Source organism: Acinetobacter sp. YH18001 (assembly GCF_013416975.1).
Classification (GTDB): Bacteria; Pseudomonadota; Gammaproteobacteria; order Pseudomonadales; family Moraxellaceae; genus Acinetobacter; species Acinetobacter pseudolwoffii.
Map to the genome: position 1 here is coordinate 100,673 of NZ_VPEU01000001.1, position 17,785 is coordinate 118,457.

The 17,785-nt window shown below is 45.0% G+C and carries 22 protein-coding genes; 12 read left to right on the plus strand and 10 right to left on the minus strand.

The genetic code is table 11. The features are described 5' to 3' along the window. The first annotated feature begins 85 nt into the window (after nucleotides 1-85). Nucleotides 86-478: a hypothetical protein gene (locus FTV48_RS00455; protein ID WP_100534632.1), complete on the plus strand. Its 393-nt coding sequence runs from the start codon at nucleotides 86-88 to the stop codon at nucleotides 476-478. After that, a complete protein-coding gene (locus tag FTV48_RS00460; protein WP_100534633.1) occupies nucleotides 471-857 on the plus strand; it encodes a hypothetical protein in 387 nt (128 codons plus the stop codon). Before FTV48_RS00455 ends, FTV48_RS00460 begins: the two co-directional genes overlap by 8 nt. Before the next feature lie 18 nt (nucleotides 858-875). Here FTV48_RS00460 and FTV48_RS00465 read toward each other — a convergent pair whose 3' ends face one another. Beyond that, the gene (locus FTV48_RS00465; RefSeq protein WP_005095543.1) at nucleotides 876-1,391 is read right to left on the minus strand and encodes a hypothetical protein; all 516 of its coding nucleotides are present in this window, start codon (nucleotides 1,389-1,391) and stop codon (nucleotides 876-878) included. 407 nt (nucleotides 1,392-1,798) lie between these two features. Between FTV48_RS00465 and FTV48_RS00470 the strand changes: the two genes are divergently transcribed. From FTV48_RS00470 to msrA, 6 genes are all read left to right on the plus strand, one after another. Then, a complete protein-coding gene (locus FTV48_RS00470; RefSeq protein WP_179999075.1) occupies nucleotides 1,799-2,290 on the plus strand; it encodes a lipocalin family protein in 492 nt (163 codons plus the stop codon). Between the two features lie 181 nt (nucleotides 2,291-2,471). Continuing rightward, nucleotides 2,472-3,314 carry a thymidylate synthase gene (thyA, locus tag FTV48_RS00475; protein ID WP_179999077.1) on the plus strand — a complete coding sequence of 281 codons (843 nt, stop codon included), beginning with the start codon at nucleotides 2,472-2,474 and terminating at the stop codon, nucleotides 3,312-3,314. Between the two features lie 199 nt (nucleotides 3,315-3,513). Continuing rightward, nucleotides 3,514-4,026 (plus strand): dihydrofolate reductase, encoded by a 513-nt coding sequence (locus FTV48_RS00480; RefSeq protein ID WP_179999078.1) that lies wholly within the window; start codon nucleotides 3,514-3,516, stop codon nucleotides 4,024-4,026. Between the two features lie 26 nt (nucleotides 4,027-4,052). Further along, complete coding sequence (locus tag FTV48_RS00485) at nucleotides 4,053-5,099, plus strand: DUF4105 domain-containing protein (protein WP_005095536.1); 1,047 nt, start codon at nucleotides 4,053-4,055, stop codon at nucleotides 5,097-5,099. A 102-nt stretch (nucleotides 5,100-5,201) separates the two neighbouring features. Then, the gene (locus FTV48_RS00490; RefSeq protein WP_100534637.1) at nucleotides 5,202-5,663 is read left to right on the plus strand and encodes an META domain-containing protein; all 462 of its coding nucleotides are present in this window, start codon (nucleotides 5,202-5,204) and stop codon (nucleotides 5,661-5,663) included. Nucleotides 5,664-5,766: 103 nt separating this feature from the next. Continuing rightward, nucleotides 5,767-6,291: a peptide-methionine (S)-S-oxide reductase MsrA gene (msrA, locus tag FTV48_RS00495; protein ID WP_005095533.1), complete on the plus strand. Its 525-nt coding sequence runs from the start codon at nucleotides 5,767-5,769 to the stop codon at nucleotides 6,289-6,291. A 65-nt stretch (nucleotides 6,292-6,356) separates the two neighbouring features. Here msrA and FTV48_RS00500 read toward each other — a convergent pair whose 3' ends face one another. The 5 genes from FTV48_RS00500 to FTV48_RS00520 all read right to left on the minus strand — a co-directional run bounded on the left by FTV48_RS00500 (nucleotide 6,357) and on the right by FTV48_RS00520 (nucleotide 10,020). After that, entirely contained in the window at nucleotides 6,357-6,761 is a 405-nt protein-coding gene (locus FTV48_RS00500) for a biopolymer transporter ExbD (RefSeq protein WP_005172785.1), read from the minus strand. After that, nucleotides 6,761-7,384 carry a MotA/TolQ/ExbB proton channel family protein gene (locus tag FTV48_RS00505; RefSeq protein ID WP_005095531.1) on the minus strand — a complete coding sequence of 208 codons (624 nt, stop codon included), beginning with the start codon at nucleotides 7,382-7,384 and terminating at the stop codon, nucleotides 6,761-6,763. Before FTV48_RS00505 ends, FTV48_RS00500 begins: the two co-directional genes overlap by 1 nt. Before the next feature lie 25 nt (nucleotides 7,385-7,409). Continuing rightward, nucleotides 7,410-8,180, minus strand: a complete 771-nt coding sequence (locus tag FTV48_RS00510) for a TonB-dependent receptor (RefSeq protein ID WP_179999080.1) — start codon at nucleotides 8,178-8,180, stop codon at nucleotides 7,410-7,412. A 193-nt stretch (nucleotides 8,181-8,373) separates the two neighbouring features. After that, complete coding sequence (gene purU, locus FTV48_RS00515; RefSeq protein ID WP_005095527.1) at nucleotides 8,374-9,240, minus strand: formyltetrahydrofolate deformylase; 867 nt, start codon at nucleotides 9,238-9,240, stop codon at nucleotides 8,374-8,376. A gap of 48 nt (nucleotides 9,241-9,288) precedes the next feature. Further along, complete coding sequence (locus tag FTV48_RS00520; protein WP_179999082.1) at nucleotides 9,289-10,020, minus strand: TetR/AcrR family transcriptional regulator; 732 nt, start codon at nucleotides 10,018-10,020, stop codon at nucleotides 9,289-9,291. A 115-nt stretch (nucleotides 10,021-10,135) separates the two neighbouring features. On the opposite strand from FTV48_RS00520, the gene FTV48_RS00525 reads away from it, so the two are divergent. The 4 genes from FTV48_RS00525 to FTV48_RS00540 all read left to right on the plus strand — a co-directional run bounded on the left by FTV48_RS00525 (nucleotide 10,136) and on the right by FTV48_RS00540 (nucleotide 14,005). Then, nucleotides 10,136-11,584, plus strand: a complete 1,449-nt coding sequence (locus tag FTV48_RS00525) for a coniferyl aldehyde dehydrogenase (RefSeq protein ID WP_179999084.1) — start codon at nucleotides 10,136-10,138, stop codon at nucleotides 11,582-11,584. Between the two features lie 165 nt (nucleotides 11,585-11,749). Further along, on the plus strand, nucleotides 11,750-11,986 hold the full coding sequence (gene rpmB / locus FTV48_RS00530; protein ID WP_000048256.1) for a 50S ribosomal protein L28: 237 nt from the start codon (nucleotides 11,750-11,752) through the stop codon (nucleotides 11,984-11,986). 12 nt (nucleotides 11,987-11,998) lie between these two features. Beyond that, on the plus strand, nucleotides 11,999-12,154 hold the full coding sequence (gene rpmG / locus FTV48_RS00535) for a 50S ribosomal protein L33 (RefSeq protein ID WP_001205031.1): 156 nt from the start codon (nucleotides 11,999-12,001) through the stop codon (nucleotides 12,152-12,154). Nucleotides 12,155-12,289: 135 nt separating this feature from the next. After that, nucleotides 12,290-14,005, plus strand: a complete 1,716-nt coding sequence (locus FTV48_RS00540; protein ID WP_005172795.1) for a cation:proton antiporter — start codon at nucleotides 12,290-12,292, stop codon at nucleotides 14,003-14,005. 223 nt (nucleotides 14,006-14,228) lie between these two features. On the opposite strand, the gene FTV48_RS00545 is transcribed toward FTV48_RS00540, so the two are convergent. The 4 genes from FTV48_RS00545 to FTV48_RS00560 form a co-directional block, all read right to left on the minus strand. Beyond that, complete coding sequence (locus FTV48_RS00545; protein WP_004278462.1) at nucleotides 14,229-14,507, minus strand: hypothetical protein; 279 nt, start codon at nucleotides 14,505-14,507, stop codon at nucleotides 14,229-14,231. A 105-nt stretch (nucleotides 14,508-14,612) separates the two neighbouring features. Then, a complete protein-coding gene (locus FTV48_RS00550; protein WP_179999086.1) occupies nucleotides 14,613-15,116 on the minus strand; it encodes a DUF6586 family protein in 504 nt (167 codons plus the stop codon). Nucleotides 15,117-15,320: 204 nt separating this feature from the next. Continuing rightward, nucleotides 15,321-15,572: an RNA-binding protein gene (locus FTV48_RS00555; RefSeq protein WP_005095517.1), complete on the minus strand. Its 252-nt coding sequence runs from the start codon at nucleotides 15,570-15,572 to the stop codon at nucleotides 15,321-15,323. 83 nt (nucleotides 15,573-15,655) lie between these two features. Beyond that, entirely contained in the window at nucleotides 15,656-17,644 is a 1,989-nt protein-coding gene (locus FTV48_RS00560) for an ATP-dependent helicase (RefSeq protein ID WP_179999087.1), read from the minus strand. Nucleotides 17,645-17,785 lie beyond the last annotated feature (141 nt).

Below are 17,785 nucleotides of genomic sequence, written 5' to 3' on the forward strand. Positions count from 1 at the left end.
GCTTAATTGAGCGAGGCACAGGCCTCGCTTTTTTATAGCCAAAATATGCTAAAGTGCCGATTATCTTTTCGATTTCTTCATCACTATGCTTGAGTTCTGGTTCAATCCACAGGTGTCTGTTCTAAAAAAACTGTTGATCTTTATTGTGATTGCCGTGACAGCTGCAGTGTTGTACTGGATGGAACCGCTGCCCTTGGATGCAATTCTGATGTTTGTCGGTACGGGTGTGATTTTTCTGATTTGTCGTTACTGCAAAATCCACTTTGCCAGCAAAAAGCCGACCGGTTTACTGTATAGACTACTGACCTGGATTCCAATTGCCTTATTGATTGCTTTAGTTTTTATGAACATGCAGCAGGGTGAAATCCTGATTCCGGGTGCACAAGGCATTGCTTTTATGGCACTGGCAATTTGTCTGTTTTCACCGCTATCGCTGCTCAATCAGAACTCTCACGATCCAGAGCCGCCACATGCTTGAATTTTGGTATTCCGAACGCTGTCACCGTCAAATCAAACTGATGGTGATTATTGCGACCTGTATTGTCATTTACGCAGCATCAACTGTGGCCCAGTTAGGTCCGGCGTTGGTCGCAGTCAGTCTGGGCATTGGAATTGTCGTGCATTTACTGCATCATTTCCGCTTGAAAATCTCCAAGTCCAATCCCTATGCCAATGGTTTTAGCGCCTTAAGCCGGGTCATTCCTATCATTGCACTGATTACCCTGTTTGGTTATTTACCCGAGCAACATCAGCCATGGGCGAAACTTGCCTTGGGTCTGCAATGTCTTGGCTTTGCCGCGATTGGATTGTTTATCGTATCGGTCTATGAAAACCGTGCGAAGCGCTTTGAGGACTGATCACTTCGCAGCATTTTCTTAGAAGTATGTTTCCAGTCGATAGTAACTATAGGTCAGGTTTTTGGTGCGATAGATTGCATGACTATTCTGCTTGAAATCTGACACCCAGGCACTGCCTGAATATGCCGCAATGTGTCCATATTTATGATTTGAGGTACGGTCAATAATATAGATGTCACCTTTTTTCGGCCGGTCAAAAGAAGCATTAATTTTCTTATAACCCAGTTGCATCAGGGTATTTCCCCAATCCGCTGCTGCCACGGGATGATTGACAATTTTCGCACCCGAAGATTGCAGACCGACACGAATACTGCGCGCACATTTCTGTGTACTGGTATTTCGGGTAATGCCTTGCAGATAACTGGTAAATTTCTCGATATTAATACGCTGACCATTGCCTGCGCCTGAAGCATTACGGACAGTGGCTTTTTGCGTTGGCTTTTTAGGTCTTTGCTCCGATTGGGAACGCACCATGATATTCGCTTGCACAGGAGCATAAACTTCGCTCATGTTCACCTGATGATCATAGATCATGCCTTACCAACCGCTCCTCGCCTGCAACTTAGGCTTTCATATTGTTAACAAGCGGAGGATACTAGCCGGATAAATGTTATTTTTCACATAAAAAATGTAAACAAATTTGTCTATTTTTACAGCATTTAAATTAAGCCTTTCATTCTACTGTAATTACAAAAATAATCATCTTTATAAAAAAATTGTAAAGCAAATAAGACTCAAACAACCAATAAAGTCTGAGCATGCCTGAATAAGCATTCTCTTCATCTATTTTTTCGGCAATCTGGTAGGCATATTTAATGCATTGCAAAGCACTATTCCAAGATAACATTTCACTACAGGACTACATCATTTTTAGCCGCAAATCTCGTATTAAACTAATTCGGTAGTTTTAATATTGAATTGAGATTAACGGAGAAGAAAAAATGACTCAGGATTTAGCCACTGTTTCAAATTTTAATTTAGAACAATATTTAGGTACCTGGTATGAAATTGCACGTTTGCCAATGAAACACCAGCCCGAAGACAGCACTGATATTTCTGCGGTATATAGCTTGAATGAAAATGGTAAAGTTCGGGTGCAGAACCGCTGTCTGGATGGCGATGGCAAGCTCGATGAAGCCATTGCTGAAGCCAGCATCGTTGATGCAGAACATGCCAAGCTTGAAGTCAGCTTTTTACCCGAAGGCCTGCGTTGGATCCCGTTTACCAAGGGCGATTACTGGGTATTAAAAATCGATCCGGATTATCAGACGGCCCTTGTGGGCGAACCTGGTAAAGAATACTTATGGCTGCTACATCGCGGGACGATTTTAGATGAAGCCACTCAACGTGAATATTTAAGCTATGCAGAATCCTTAGGTTATAACCTGTCTGATCTGATTCACACCGTGCATACTGGCCATAAAACGGCTTAATTTACTGTAAAAAGACCTCTATCAGGAGGTCTTTTTTATTCTGGTTTGAGCGATGAAAGCTCATCAAAAAATGCTATGATATGCGCAATTTAAATTCTCCCTTTCAACAGCAAATTATTTTGGAAATAATCTATACTGCTGTTAAAACGGCGATTTTCAACAGATTTAAATAGAGAGACCTATGCGCCAATATCTTGACCTTTTACAACACATTCTCGACAACGGCGGTGATAAAGGCGACCGTACCGGTACAGGGACACGTTCGGTATTTGGTCATCAGCTGCGCTTCGATCTTTCCCAAGGTTTCCCTTTACTTACCACCAAAAAAGTTCATTTCCGTTCTATCGTGATTGAATTATTATGGTTTTTAAAAGGCGACACCAACGTTCAATATTTAAAAGATCATAAAGTTTCGATTTGGGATGAGTGGGCAACCGCCGAACAGACCGCACGTTTTGGCCGCCCTGAAGGTGAACTGGGGCCAGTTTACGGTCACCAGTGGCGTAATTTTGGTGCCAGCAAAAATGCAGATAATAGCTATAATCAGGATGGTTTTGACCAGATCAAATGGTTGATTAATGAAATTAAAACCAATCCGAATTCGCGCCGTCTGATTGTATCTGGCTGGAATCCGAATGAAGCGGGGCAGGTCGCATTACCCCCTTGCCATACCCTGTTCCAGTTCTTTGTACACAATGGCAAATTGTCTTGTCAGCTGTACCAGCGCAGTGCCGATGTATTTTTAGGTGTGCCATTTAATATTGCCAGCTATGCTTTGTTGACGCATATGATCGCGCAAGTCTGTGATCTGGATGTTGGTGACTTTGTCTGGACTGGTGGCGATACCCACTTGTACAGCAACCATTTTGAACAAGCACAGTTACAGCTCAGCCGTGAACCATTAGGCCTTTGTCAATTAAAACTAAATCCTGAGATCAAAGACCTGTTCGATTTCAAATTTGAAGATATCGAAATTGTCGGTTATGAATCTCATCCAGGAATTAAAGCCCCTGTCGCTGTTTAATTTTCTTTATTATAAAATTCCCTCTCCTCCTCGGAGAGGGCTAGGGAGAGGCCTTTTACCACGCGTGAATCGCCAACTCCTTTCAAAATATATTCCCGGCCCTAAAGCGTGAAGGCAATCAAGATAAATTGTGAACCTCTCCTTCGTACCAGTAAAAAATTACACGAAGGGCTTTGGGTTTGATGAGAAGGATCAATACATGTCATTTCAAGATTTAGAAGTTGTACACGTCGTCGCCATGGATCAGCAGCGTTGTATCGGCAAGGGCAATGACCTACCTTGGCATATCTCTGCCGACCTGAAACACTTCAAGGAAATCACCCAAGGCGGTGTGGTGGTGATGGGTCGCAAGACACTAGAGTCGATGGGACGTACTCTACCTAAACGGGTGAACTGGGTCATTACTCGTGATCCAAACTGGGCATTTGCAGGTACCAAAGTCGCTTATAGCATTGAAGATGCACTGAGCCAAGCCGTGGCAGATGTGAAAGCTTCAGAAAAGCCTGAAACCATTTTCATCATTGGTGGCGGTGAAATCTTTAAACAGACCATGGACATTGCCGACCGTCTGGAACTGACCCATGTCGACCTGGATGTACAAGGTCATGCCTATTATCCTGAAATTCCGGCAGAATTCAAAAAAGTCGCGACCGAGCAACATATTGACGACAAAACCGGGATTGCTTTTGAGTTTGCAACCTACAGAAAATAAAGCCTATTTCTCATGAAAAAGTGACTATGCAGGGACGCGAATATATTTCCAAGCACTGGAGTCTGTGGCTGCTGGGTAGCCTGTTTACCCTCTTTGTCATTCTGTCGAGTCTGTGGCTCAGCCTGATGCTCTGGGTTCAGCAACCTCTCGGCAAGATTGGCAGCTTGATCCTGATTGGTGTTTGGTTAACGTTTTCCCTGCTGGTACTCGGGATCTACTTCACCCGGCACCTGATCTCGCGTAAAGTCGATAGCATTCTATATCTTCTGGTCTTTCTGTTTTGTCTGCTGGGCTATTTTAGTCTGCAAGCGCGTCAGGATCGGGAGTGGAATCCTGAAGTGGCTCAGTTGTTGCACTATGAACAACAAGGCGATCAGGTCACCCTGCACAATATCCGGAACTTTGACTGGCAAGCTGATGGTCGTTATATCGAACGTTGGGAAAGCCGCAGTTTTGACCTGAACCAGATTAGCGGGGTGAATATCATTACCTCCTACTGGATGGGTCCGAAAATTGCCCACACGCTGGTCAGCTTCGATTTTGCCAATCAAAAACCTCTCACCTTCTCGATTGAAATCCGCAAGGAAAAACATGAAGAGTTTTCTGCAATTGGTGGGTTTTTCCGTAAATATGAATTGAGTCTGGTGGCATCGGACGAAAAAGATATTGTGTATACGCGTAGTAATATTCGCGGGGAGCAGGTGTATTTCTTTCCGGTGAATATGCCCCAAGCTCAGGCCAAAGCCTTATTCAAAGAATATCTGGCCCAGGCCGATGAATTGGCCAGAGAACCCAAGTGGTATAACACCCTGACCAGTAATTGCACCACTCTGGTCTTTGATATGGTTCAGGCAGTATCGCAACAACAATTGCCTTCAGATTATCGACTGTTAGCGTCCGGCTATTTACCGAATTATCTCTATGATCTGAAAGTGCTGGATCAATCCTGGGATATGCACACCTGGTACCAACGGGCGCATGTGAATCCACGAGTCAAACAGAGCGCCGATCTGTCTAGCCAGGAATATTCGCAGCGACTTCGTCAAGGCCTGCCTGCACCTCAGACACATTAACTGGCGTTTTTATCACTGTAAATAAAGATACAAAATCAACTGGAACCTGAGTCATTTTTTTGTTTATATACAAATAGCTAATCAATAATCAGAGTATCTTTCATGCTAAAAAAATTAACTGCAATTGCCCTATTAGGCTCGGTATTGGCTGTAATGGGCTGCGAGACCGTGCCGAATACCGCCACCACACAAACCACGAATCATTTACAACTTTTGCAAAATCGTACCTGGATTGCCACACAGATTGGCAATACTGAAATCAAGACCGCAGCTACTGCATCTCATCTTCCAAGTCTGCAATTTGATACCAGCACCCAGCGTGTTTCCGGTTCAGATGGTTGTAACCGGATCATGGGCAGCTATACGGCGGGCAAAGATACTTTGAATTTAAGCCAGATGGCAACAACACGCATGGCCTGTATGCATAATGATCAGCTTGATCAAAAATTTAATGAAGCTTTAGCCAAGGTGACGCATTATCAGGTATTTGGTAAAACCCTAAAACTATTGGATCGTCATGGTAATGTGTTAATTCAGCTGGAAAGTGCAGTTCAGCCACGTTAAGACTTCCCTACAAAAAGCCTGTATTGGCGGGCTTTTTTTATCTTTCATACTGATGGGCCAGGATTTAACCATCAGCCCAGTTCAATCGAATGAGGAATCAGCCATGCAACAAGCACTTTTTGGTGGTGGATGCTTTTGGTGTACCGAAGCGGTATTTTTACAAATTCAGGGCGTTCAGCAAGTCCTGAGTGGCTATGCCGGCGGTCATACCCCTGAGCCAAATTATGAGGCCGTGTGCGGCGGTGAAACCGGCCATGCTGAAGTTATTCTGGTTGATTTCGACGAAAACCAGATCAGCTATGCCCAGCTCCTTGAGGTGTTTTTTGCGACGCATGATCCAACCACTTTGAACCGTCAGGGCAATGACGTCGGCACCCAATATCGTTCCGTGATTTATTATCTGAATGCTGAACAAAAAACTCAGGCAGAAGCAGCCATGGATGCTTTAAAAAATGAAGGCCTGAATATTGTGACTGAACTCAGCCCGATGCCGACCTTCTATCCTGCTGAGGAATATCACCAAAATTTCTTTGCGAAAAACCCAAACCAAGGTTACTGCAATTTTGCCATTCCGCCAAAACTGAATAAATTACGCAGTAAATTTATGACTTTGTTAAAAACCCATTAATTTGCATAAAAAATGGGGATAAAAAAAGCGACTGAAATCAGTCGCTTTTTTTTGTTAGCTGAATCTTAGTTATCGGTTGCAAAGGCAATATCGCTGAGTCCGGCTCCACTCGCACGCGACATGACTTGAGCTACCGTGTCATAACGGGATTCTTTATCTGCTTTCAGCACAATCGTCGGCTGACGTTCAGTCTGACCTGCTTCATTAAAACGGGTCTGCAATTCGTCTAGGGTCAGGACATTGCCATTCCAGGCAATCTCACCTTCCGCATTGATGCTGATTGTGACATTTTCAGGCGGCAGATCAATAATCTCCGCAGTGGTTTGTGGCAAGGTTAATGGAATTGATGGGTTCGCAACGGTCGCTGTCACCAAGAAGATGATCATCAATACCAACATAATGTCGATGAGGGGAATGAGATTCATCTCATTCATACCTACATCGTTGTCTTCACCCAGTTGAAAAGCCATTAAGCTTGACCTCCCACTAAACTCTGTTGTGTTACTTTTTCATCAGACTTTTTTGCAGCAGATTCCTGTTGCAACATGGTGTCAATCAACAAGCCATGTGCCTGATCTTGTAACTCATGCGCCAAACCACGATTGAAACGCACACAGATGTTATAAGCCAGTACCGCAGGAATCGCGACGGCCAAGCCTAGACCCGTCATGATCAAGGCTTCACCGACTGGGGTTGCCACTTGTGCCAGACCAGCCTGACCGCTTTTACCCACTGCAACCAGCGCATGGAAAATACCCCACACGGTACCAAACAAACCGACAAATGGTGAAATCGAAGCAATCGTACCGAGGACGGATACCCCTTTTTCAGCATTGGCTTTTTCGGCTGAAATCTGACGTAACAATGCCTGTTCTGCCACTGCCTTACGCTGTTCAAAGCCCAAAGGAGCCAATTTGGTTTTCAGTTGCTCCAATGCTTGAGACAGCTGGGTATAAGCAACTTGTTTAAGCTGGCGAGTGCCCATTAAACGCAGCACAAAAATGGTCCATGTCGCAATCGACATTGCCAATAACACGAAGTACAGCGTTTTACTGACTGCATCAGCGTGTTGCCAATAAACTGAAAAGTTCATCTTCGAACTCCTAATGGGTTAGCCGTTATTTGGTAATTTGAAAATCGAAAGGCTGCTCAACCCGGGTTGGATAAGCCACACCATTTTCCACATATTTGGTTAGTTGCGCGCGGCGTACCGCTGCTTCAACTTTACGGTTCACTGCCGAGCTACAATCCGAATTACGTGCAGTCGCAGAAACCACTTTACCCTGCTCATTTGCCGCCACATCGACTACCATCGAACAAGTCGCTTTTAACTCACCTGAAGACAAGGAAACTTTCGGTGCGCGCTGCCAGCTCACTCCACCCCCAATCGAGACACTTTTTGGTGATGGCGGCGCAGCAGGTGCTGGCGGTGCTACAGGCGCAGGTGGCGCGACTGGAGCTGGTGCCGGTTGCACTTTGGTTTCGGTGACCACTGTCGGTACCACCGGACTTGGGGTTGGTTTAGCTTCAACGGGTGGTGCTTTCACGACTTTAGGTGCTTCTGCCTTCTTCACCTGTTCTATTTTTTCAACTTTTTTCGGTGGTGGTGGCAGTGGTTTATCTACAATTTTGACTTCTTTGGGCTTAGGCGGCTCTTTTTGTGGCTCGGCCTTCGGCTTTGGCGGTAAAGGTTTGGGTGCTTCCTGCAATTTTACAAAGCGCACTTTAAGCGGCTCTTTCTCTACAGGCTTGAGCTCCGGTGCGTCCATCTGGCTCACTGCCCACAATAGGCCCACATGTCCAACGAACACGGCCGCCAGAATCGAGATGACTTTCTTTTTCATCTTGTTGGGCGGTGTAGGTGGCATGGGAGCAGCAACTTGACTCATTAAATCTATTACCTTGAGGAGATGATGTGAAACAAACAATCAAGCTCATCGGTTAGCACAATTAAAGTACGCCAATAATAAATGAGAAGTGTTTTCATTTGCAACTACTAATCATACCTTTCACTGATTTTTTTTGCATCAAAACAAAAAAAGGCACACTAAAAGTATGCCTTTTTAAATAGGGATGCAAGTTTTATTGGAACACCACAGTTTTATTGCCATCGACAATAATACGGTCTTCCAAATGCCATTTCACTGCACGTGCCAGTACATTACGTTCTACATCCTGACCGAGTTCACGCAACTGTTCAACGGTAAAGTCATGATTGACACGTTCTACGTCCTGCTCGATGATCGGACCCTGATCCAGATCGGCAGTAACATAGTGTGCAGTCGCACCGATCAGCTTGACACCTTTTTCATGCGCCTGCTTATACGGATTTGCACCGACAAATGCGGGCAGGAATGAATGGTGAATATTGATCACTTTCATTTCCCACTTACTTACAAATTCTTCATCTAGAATCTGCATATAACGTGCCAATACCAACAGGTCATTGCCCTGCATTAACTGGTCAATTTCTGCATAGGCTTCAGGCTTGTTGTCTTTGGTCACCGGCACCACTTCAAATGGAATCCCAAAGTTTTCAACCGCTTCGCGTAAAGTCTCGTGATTCGATACCACCTTGGTAATTTCACATGGCAACCCACCACGGGCATGACGCCATAACAGCTCAAGCAAGGCATGATCGACCTTAGACACCAAAATACCGACTTTCTTCACATCGCTGACCAGAGCCAGACGCCATTGCATGCCATAACGCTCTGCGACATTTACCGCAAAAGTCTGGGTAATGCTTTCTTTACGGCTTTGCAGATGATCCAGTTCAAATTCAACGCGCATGAAGTAACGGCCGCCCTGCGCTGCTGTCGCATATTGGTCAAGCGCAGTAATATTGGCACCTTGATGATACAAGAAGCTCGAAACAGCCTGCACGATGCCCGGCTTGTCTTCACAAGTAATCAATAAACGTGCGGTGTTAGCAGTCGTCATATTCATGTTGGTTTAAGTCACTAATCAGTTAAATTAAAAAATAAGCCGAGTATTCTAACGCGTTTCTTGGATATTCTGAATAGTTTGTTCAGATTCAGAATCTTTAGACGACGACAGGCTGGCAAAAAGTTCCGAAGAGCCCAAACTATTCAATAAACCTTCATAAGTTTGACGACTTTCACCACGTAAATACGCCCCTTCCAGGAATACCATTTGACGGAGTGCCTGCCAGACCCATTTTTCTTCCAGCGTATTGGAATCAGTCAGATGACCTGACATATACAGGAAGTTGGTCCAGTTGGTCAGTACAATCCACAGGTTAATGATCAGTGCTTCAATCTCTGAATCGGTCATGTCCATCAGGCCTGCATTAACAAAGCCCTTATAGATTTTCTGGCCCTGTTGCATTACCTGCCCGGCAAAGCGTGGATACATCTTGCGAAAATCTTCGTTATTTTCCACCAGATGATAGACATCACGATGCAGGAAACGATAAGCCCATAACTGGCTGCTCAGTACCTGAAAATAATGCACCTTGTCATTGGCATCCAGCGCACGGTCATCCGGCAGCGCCAGCATTTCCAGAGTTTGCTGCTGGTACTCCTCCATCAGTTCTTTAATAATTTCATTCTTATTACGGAAATGATAATACAGGTTACCAGGGCTCATCCCGAGTTCAGCCGCAATATGATTGGTGGTCACAGAGCGTTCGCCACGTTCATTGAACAGCTGCAAACTGAGCTGCAAGATACGCTCTTTAGTTTTTAAGGTTTTGGTTTGGGACATCCTAAAATAACCATTCAGTTCGTGCATTAGCAGGCTAACACACAAAGTCACTTGACTAATTAGAGTATTTGCTCTAAAAATTAATTAATCGATTTTTGAATAATGGTAGTGCGGCATGAACAGTCACACAAAAACAATATCAATGACACCCCATTTTTTTGATGGCCAATACTTAAATGAGCTTTTGGCACAACAAAAACATGCTTACTTAAACTATCCTTTGCCGACGGCAAAGGAACGCATCGATCGTTTAGCTCGACTTAAGCGTATCTTAGTTAAGTATCAAGATCAATTTGCAGAGGCAATTAATCAGGATTATGGTAACCGCTCGATTGGGGAAACCAAAATTGGTGAACTACTCACCTGTCTGGAACATATCAAATATTATAGCAAAAACTTGACCCGATGGATGAAACCCTCCAAGCGTCATGTCGGCATTATTCATCAACCGGCCAAAGCTTGGGTGCAATATCAGCCTTTGGGCGTGATTGGGATTATTGCACCGTGGAACTATCCATTGTTGCTGTCCATTGGCCCGCTCATTTGTGCATTGGCTGCCGGCAACCACGCCATGATCAAGATTTCTAGTGCATCGGCTGCGTTTGGTGAAGTGCTTGAAAAAGCCTTGGCAGAAGCCTTTCCGAAAGAGCTGGTCGCAGTGGTCAATGGTGGCGGTGTGATCTCAGATGCTTTCTGTCGTCTAGCCTTCGACAAAATGATTTTTACCGGCTCGACTGCTGTGGGTAAAACCGTGATGGCAGCCGCAGCAGAAAATCTGGTTCCGGTGATTCTGGAACTCGGGGGCAAGTCTCCAGTCCTGGTACATCCATCAATTGATCTGCGTGATGTCGCACAGCGGATTGCGGTGGGCAAACTCTGGAATGCCGGTCAAACCTGTGTCGCACCGGACTATATGTTCCTGCCTCGTGGCAAGACGGCAGAATTTATTGATCATTTTAAAGCCTGCGTAGAAAGAATGTATCCGGATATCACTCATAATCAGGATTACACCTCGATTGTGAATGACAAACAGTACAACCGTCTGCAAGGCTATCTGGATGATGCACGTGAACAGGGTGCTCATGTTATTGAAATCAATCCGCGCCATGAAAATTCCGCTGATCTGCGTAAAATTTCCCCCACCATTGTGACCAATGTCACACCAAGCATGCAGATCATGCAGCATGAAATCTTTGGTCCACTGCTGCCAATCATGGAATATGATCAAATTGATGAAGTTATCGACTTTATTAATAGCCGTCCACGCCCACTTGCTTTATACTACTTCGACTTTGATCAAGCGCGTGCTGATTATGTCGCACAGCGTACCCATTCAGGGCATTTCGGGCAAAATACGGTATTAACCCATGTTGCACAAGACGATCTACCATTTGGGGGTGTCGGTGCATCAGGTATGGGGAAATATCACGGTCCAGAAGGCTTCTTCAGTTTGTCGCATGAACGCTCGGTAATGTCGAATCCAAAGCTGTATAGCTTGAAATACATTCTGCCGCCGTTCAATAAACCGATTCACAAGCTGATTTCGAAGACACTTCTCCGTTAAATGATCAAGGCATGAGCTATCGATATAGCTCGTGCTGCGTTTTGACGAAAATCGCTTGTCTTTTAAGCGCATTTTTGATATAAAACGCCCCTTGAATGATTTCAATCCGTTTATTTTTGACTGGCCATACAGATTTGCTGTTGGCTAAATCAATGGAGTTACACCATGTCTAAGGTTTGCCAAGTTACCGGCAAGCGTCCAGTCGTTGGTAACAACGTCTCACACGCCAACAACAAAACTAAACGCCGGTTCGAGCCGAACCTGCACCACCACCGTTTCTGGTTAGAAAGCGAAAAACGTTTTGTACGTCTTCGTTTAACCACTAAAGGTATGCGTATTATCGACAAATTGGGCATTGAAAAGGTTGTTGCTGACCTACGTGCTCAAGGTCAAAAGATCTAAGGAGTCTGAACCATGCGTGATAAAATTCGCTTAGTTTCTTCAGCTGGTACAGGTTATTTCTATACCACGACTAAGAACAAACGTACTATGCCGGAAAAAATGGAAATCAAAAAATTTGATCCAAAAATCCGTCAACACGTAATCTTCAAAGAAGCTAAAATCAAATAATTTTGGCTTTTTAAAAAAAACGACCCTTTCAGGTCGTTTTTTTTTGCATTTTTTTTACCCCACTTGATAAACTTTCTACATGTTTTGGCACTTTTTGTGCTTATTTCCCAGCAAACCTAACTAAAGGAGTATTTAGTGCCACATGACGTAGAACTCATTATATTATTGGCTGTTGGTTTTGGCTTAGCCCTGGTTTTTGGCTATATCGCTGCACGTCTGCGCCTCCCTCCACTTATCGGCTATCTGGTGGCCGGCATTCTGATTAGTCCCAATACACCCGGTGTGGTCGGCGATATTCATCTGGCCAACCAGCTGGCAGAATTAGGTGTCATGTTCCTGATGTTCGGGGTCGGGATGCATTTCTCGCTAAGTGATCTGATGCAGGTGCGGCGGATTGCATTGCCCGGTGCAATTTTGCAAATTGCAGTCGCCACTCTGCTCGGAGTGGGAGTCTCGATGTTATGGGGCTGGAGCTTTGGCTCTGCGCTCGTATTCGGTTTAAGCCTATCCTGTGCCAGTACGGTGGTTCTACTCAAAGCACTCGGTGATCGTGGTCTGCTCGATTCAATTAATGGCCGGATTGCCGTCGGTTGGCTTTTGGTCGAAGATCTGGTCATGGTCTTGGCCTTGGTATTATTGCCGGCCACTGCCTTACTTCTAGGCGGACAAGCACTTGAAGGTGCGAGCGATGAAAATATCTGGGCCACTTTAGGCATTACCCTGCTGAAAGTCGCAGGCTTTATTGCCTTTATGCTGATTATTGGTAAACGTCTGGTGCCGATGATCATCCAAGTCGTGGCACGTCTGGGTTCTCGTGAGCTGTTTACCCTGACTGTGGTCGCTGCGGCCATCTCGATTGCCTTTGGGGCCTATAAGGTTTTTGGGGTATCTATGGCGCTGGGGGCTTTCTTTGCCGGGATGGTGGTGAAAGAGTCAGATTTCAGTCATCGCGCGGAACAAGAAACCTTGCCGCTGCGTGAAATCTTCTCAATCTTATTCTTTGTTTCTGTCGGCATGCTGTTTGATCCGCGTATTTTACTGGAACAGCCACTCCATGTGCTGACAGTCGTCGGCATTATTCTGATTGGTAAAACTCTTGCAGCAATGGCACTGGTATTGTTCTTCCGCTATCCAATCAATACCGCGCTGACTGTTGGCGCTTCGCTGGCACAGATTGGTGAATTTTCATTTATTTTGGCAGCACTTGGGGTGTCACTGAATCTGCTTTCACTAGAAGGTCAAAACCTGATTCTGGCGGGTGCATTGATCTCGATCACTCTTAATTCCTTTATCTTCTCCGCGATTGAACCGGTACAAAAATGGATTCGGGAACGCTCGACCCTGGCACGCTTACTGGAACGCAGTGGTGATCCATTGGCAATGTTACCCGATGAAGTTTCACAGGATTACTTGCGTGATCAGGTGGTGCTGATTGGTCATGGTGAAGTGGGTCGTCGTATTACCCGCTCATTAATGGAAGAAAATATCAAGGTGGTTATTGCAGAAGAAAACCGCGATATTGTCGAAAATCTGCGTGAAAAAGGTATTGCCGCGGTTTCAGGCGCTGCGACTGAAGCCGGTGTTTTGATCCAGGCGCATATTCAACATGCGCGCTTACTGGTCATTTCCCCTATGGATATCATCGATATTCATAAAATTGTAGATATTGCCAAGACCTTGAATCCGAAAATTCAGGTATTGGTCTGTGCCGAAAGCAAGGAAGAAGCTGAAGCGATCCGTCGTGATAATATCGGCGCGGTGTATTATGCCAAAGAAGAAATGGCGAAAAATATGAGTAATCATATTTTAAACCAGATCGAAATTGCGCATCAGCATCCCCCTTCTCATTAATCTCTCTGCATAAAAAAAGTTGCCCAATGTGGCAACTTTTTTTATGCATAATCACAAGATTTTTTGTAATAAGCTGACTTCAAATCATCAGGAGTAAAATCAAAGAAACGAGGTTTTCATTTCTTGAAACTCACCTTGAGCTCGTACTTAAAATCTAACTTATTCCCCAACCCTTTAAAATCAAAAAGCACACCGATAGTGTGCTTTTGAATACATTGTAATCTTAACTCATATACTTCGGCTCTTCATCTACGACTTCAGCCTGCCATTCATTGACCTGCTGTTCCAGCAAGCCATACAGGGCCGCCTGAATCATCTGCTGCGCAATCACAGGCGTCTGCTCTCCGAGTAGAGCCTTCACCTCGTCATTAAACTGAATCATGACCAAAGGCTGTTTATGCGAACCTGCATTGCGTAAAGCCAAGGCACCACCTTCAAGTTGAACGAGTTCTAAAATCGCGTCTTGATTACCAAATAAGTCTTTCAACTGTTCTATAGACATATATCCTCCATGTTCAACATGGTGGCAAAGAGCCGGGTGCACTTTGCATCATTAGAGTAATTGATATAGGGTTAAAAATTCTAATTTCAAGTACGGTCGATCCGATTAAAATTCAATCATCTCATTGCGAAAACCATCGATGAGTTGTGTTAAGTCACGATGCCATTCTCTTAATATAGCAGGATCAGGTAACCATGCTTGTGGAGACTGTGTGACTTTAATGATGAGATTTGAGGAGGTTTCGTCTTCGGGTTCCGGTGTACTCGGTTCAGGCGCATACTGGCACAGACGATAGGCACGTTTCAGTTCAGCAATGAAACCGCTCTTGGATAAGTGTTGTAATACGGCTACTTCGGGTGAAATCTGGCCTTTGGCTGCCATTAGTTCTTCGATCGATTTCAGCGTCGGATTGGCATCATTCAGGCGATAGTAACGCACCAGTTCCTGCAAAAATGCCAATAAAGCGCCATGTAAATGAAATACAGTCGCCTCACGTTGTGCCTGAGCCTGTTGCACATGCTGGGTTTGCTCTGCCTGCTGGCAGGCAAGACGGGAAAAATACAGTTTTTGATTGGTACGGTCCGCATGATAGCGAGCAACACGGGTCATTGATATTTCCTAAGGTTTTAAACAAATTTTGGCTTTTATAAAGTAAAAGGTTCGCTTTCATTTCGCAATCAAAACATGTTTAAACTGAATCCATCCAGTACTGAAATCCAGAAAATCTAACTGCCTGCACGAGTACAACCATGAGCACAACAAGGTTAAATTTCAGCCATAAAAAAGGAGCATATCAAGTGCTCCTTTTCCAGTTTAAGCCTCGGGCTTATCTTCTGCTTGTTTTACCCGGATTCCATGTCCGTGCAAGCGCAAAGTATTCAGGCCTTTAATGGCTTTGATGGCTTCACGTGCATGCGGCATTTCTACAAAGGCAAAACCTTTTGATTTCCCGGTTGCCGCATCGAGCACCAAAGTACAAGTATTCACTGTGCCATATTCCTGGAACAACTTCAGCAACTCGGCTTCTGTGACCGTACGTTCTAAATTACGAACTAAAATTTTCATCTGATAACCTTAAGAAGATAGGCAAAAAATATCAAAAAGCACGCGCCTACTCTACTTTTTGTATGCAACAACTTTGCTATAGTTTAATCGAGATCAATGCCAAAATCTAAATTAATCGATTGACGTTCAATTAAGGCACTTTTCACGGTCTGCTGCCGGGTTTTGTAATGGGTTTCCGTGGTACATAAATGCCGGGTGAGATCATTCAAGAAATAACTTGCGACTTTACGCCCCTGCGCATCGACCGTTTCCCGCGCCCAGTGATTCAGGTTTTGTTTGGTCAAAATCAATTCATTTTTGGCCCGGGTCAGCGCTACATACAGCACACGACGTTCTTCTTCAACATCATCAAAGTCGCCTTGGGCGCGTGCATGCGGATAATTTCCCGGCGTGACATTGGCCACATAACAGACATTTTGCTCTGTGCCTTTGGCTGAATGAATGGTAATCAGGGTCACCACATCATGATCGGACTGGCGTTCAATTTCCGAAATCGACACTGGATCGAGCACATATTCCTCTAAAAATTCACTCAGCTGTGAGTGCTTGGAGGCCAGTTGTTTCACCAGTTCAAAATCACCCTGACGACGTGGCCAGTCTTTTTTATAGTTCTCTGCCAGTTGTGTTTCAATTGCCTGAATCGCAAGACTGACACAAGCCTGTACTTCGCCTTTCAGCACGCTCATCTGCTTCATGATCAGAATCGCATTTAGAGGTATCTTGCCAAATTTCTCCAGTTTATCGGAGATTTTATCGATTTCAGGTTCCAGCAGAATGTGTTGCGCCAGCTTGCTTGCACCGACATCACCGACACCATTCCACAGGGTCAAGAAACGCATCCAGGCGATATCATCCAGCGGATTGGCGACCACACGCAGCATGCTGAGCAAATCTTTGACATGTGCCGTTTCCAGCAGCTTCATACCGCCAATAAATCGATACGGTACATTGGCCGCGATACAGGCTGCTTCAATATGCCGCGCGGCAAAACTGGAACGCACCAGTACCATATGTTCGCCCCATTTGCTGCCCTGTAGATAATGACGCTCTTTAATATCAATTGCGATCCATTTGGCTTCATCAAACTCATTCGGAAATATATGCATGCGCGGCTTTAGGCCCTCGCCACGATAAGCTTCCAGACGTTTGTTATATTTGATTTCAGACTGATCCAGCAGCCAGTTGGACAGATCCAGAATTTCCTGGGTCGAGCGGTAGTTTTTTTCCAGTTTAAAAATCTGCGCATCTGGTACCCGTTCTTTGAAATGATGAATATTTTCAAAGTCTGCGCCACGGAAACCATAAATCGACTGCGCATCATCGCCGACACAGAACAGGCTGATCCGGTCTTTCAGTGGCTCCAGCAAAGCCCATTGCAGCGGATTGGTATCCTGCATTTCATCGACCAGCATATGTCGACAGATTGAAGCCACATAATCGACCAAGCCTTCTGATTGTGCCAAAGCTGTCGCCACCACCGCCAGAATATCGTCATAATCCAGAAAGCTGCGTGCCTGCTTACGTGCTTCGTACTCTTTCATAATCTCGGCAATCTGGTCTTTTAAGGCCAGATATTCCGGCATCTGCTTTTCCAGTGCCAGACTGAGCTTCTGCCGAGTATTACGTGCAAAGGAATATAAATCGCAGAGTTCTTGTGGCTTGGGCAAATGATTGGGATTTTTCTTGTCATCACGGCCACGAATCAGACGGAACATCATCAACTGATCATCACGATCAATAATCGAGAACTGTTCCAGACCAAAGGCCTTCGGAATACGGCGCAACAGATACATACAGAAAGTATGAAAAGTCGAGGCACGCAAACCTTTGGCTTGATCCCCCAAGGCTAATTCCACCCGCGCTACAATTTCACTGGCTGCACGGCGGGTAAAGGTCAGAATCTGAATCTGGTTGGCGGGTACACCCTGCTCAATCAGGTAAGCTGCACGTGCCACGATGGTCTTGGTTTTGCCACAACCTGCCCCGGCCAGCACCAGACTATGTTTTGTTTCTGTGGTCGCTGCTTGCTTTTGTTGGGGATTTAATTCATCAATCAGGTTGGCTAAACTCATTTTCACTCATCGTTTTGTGGATGGCTGTAGTTTAGCAGATCGCTCTTATAATTATGGCTTTTCATCCGCCCTGAAACAGCAGCAAATTTTATCTCTTGATTTGTTTGCTATAGGGTAGACAGCATAGATGCCGTCTGCTGG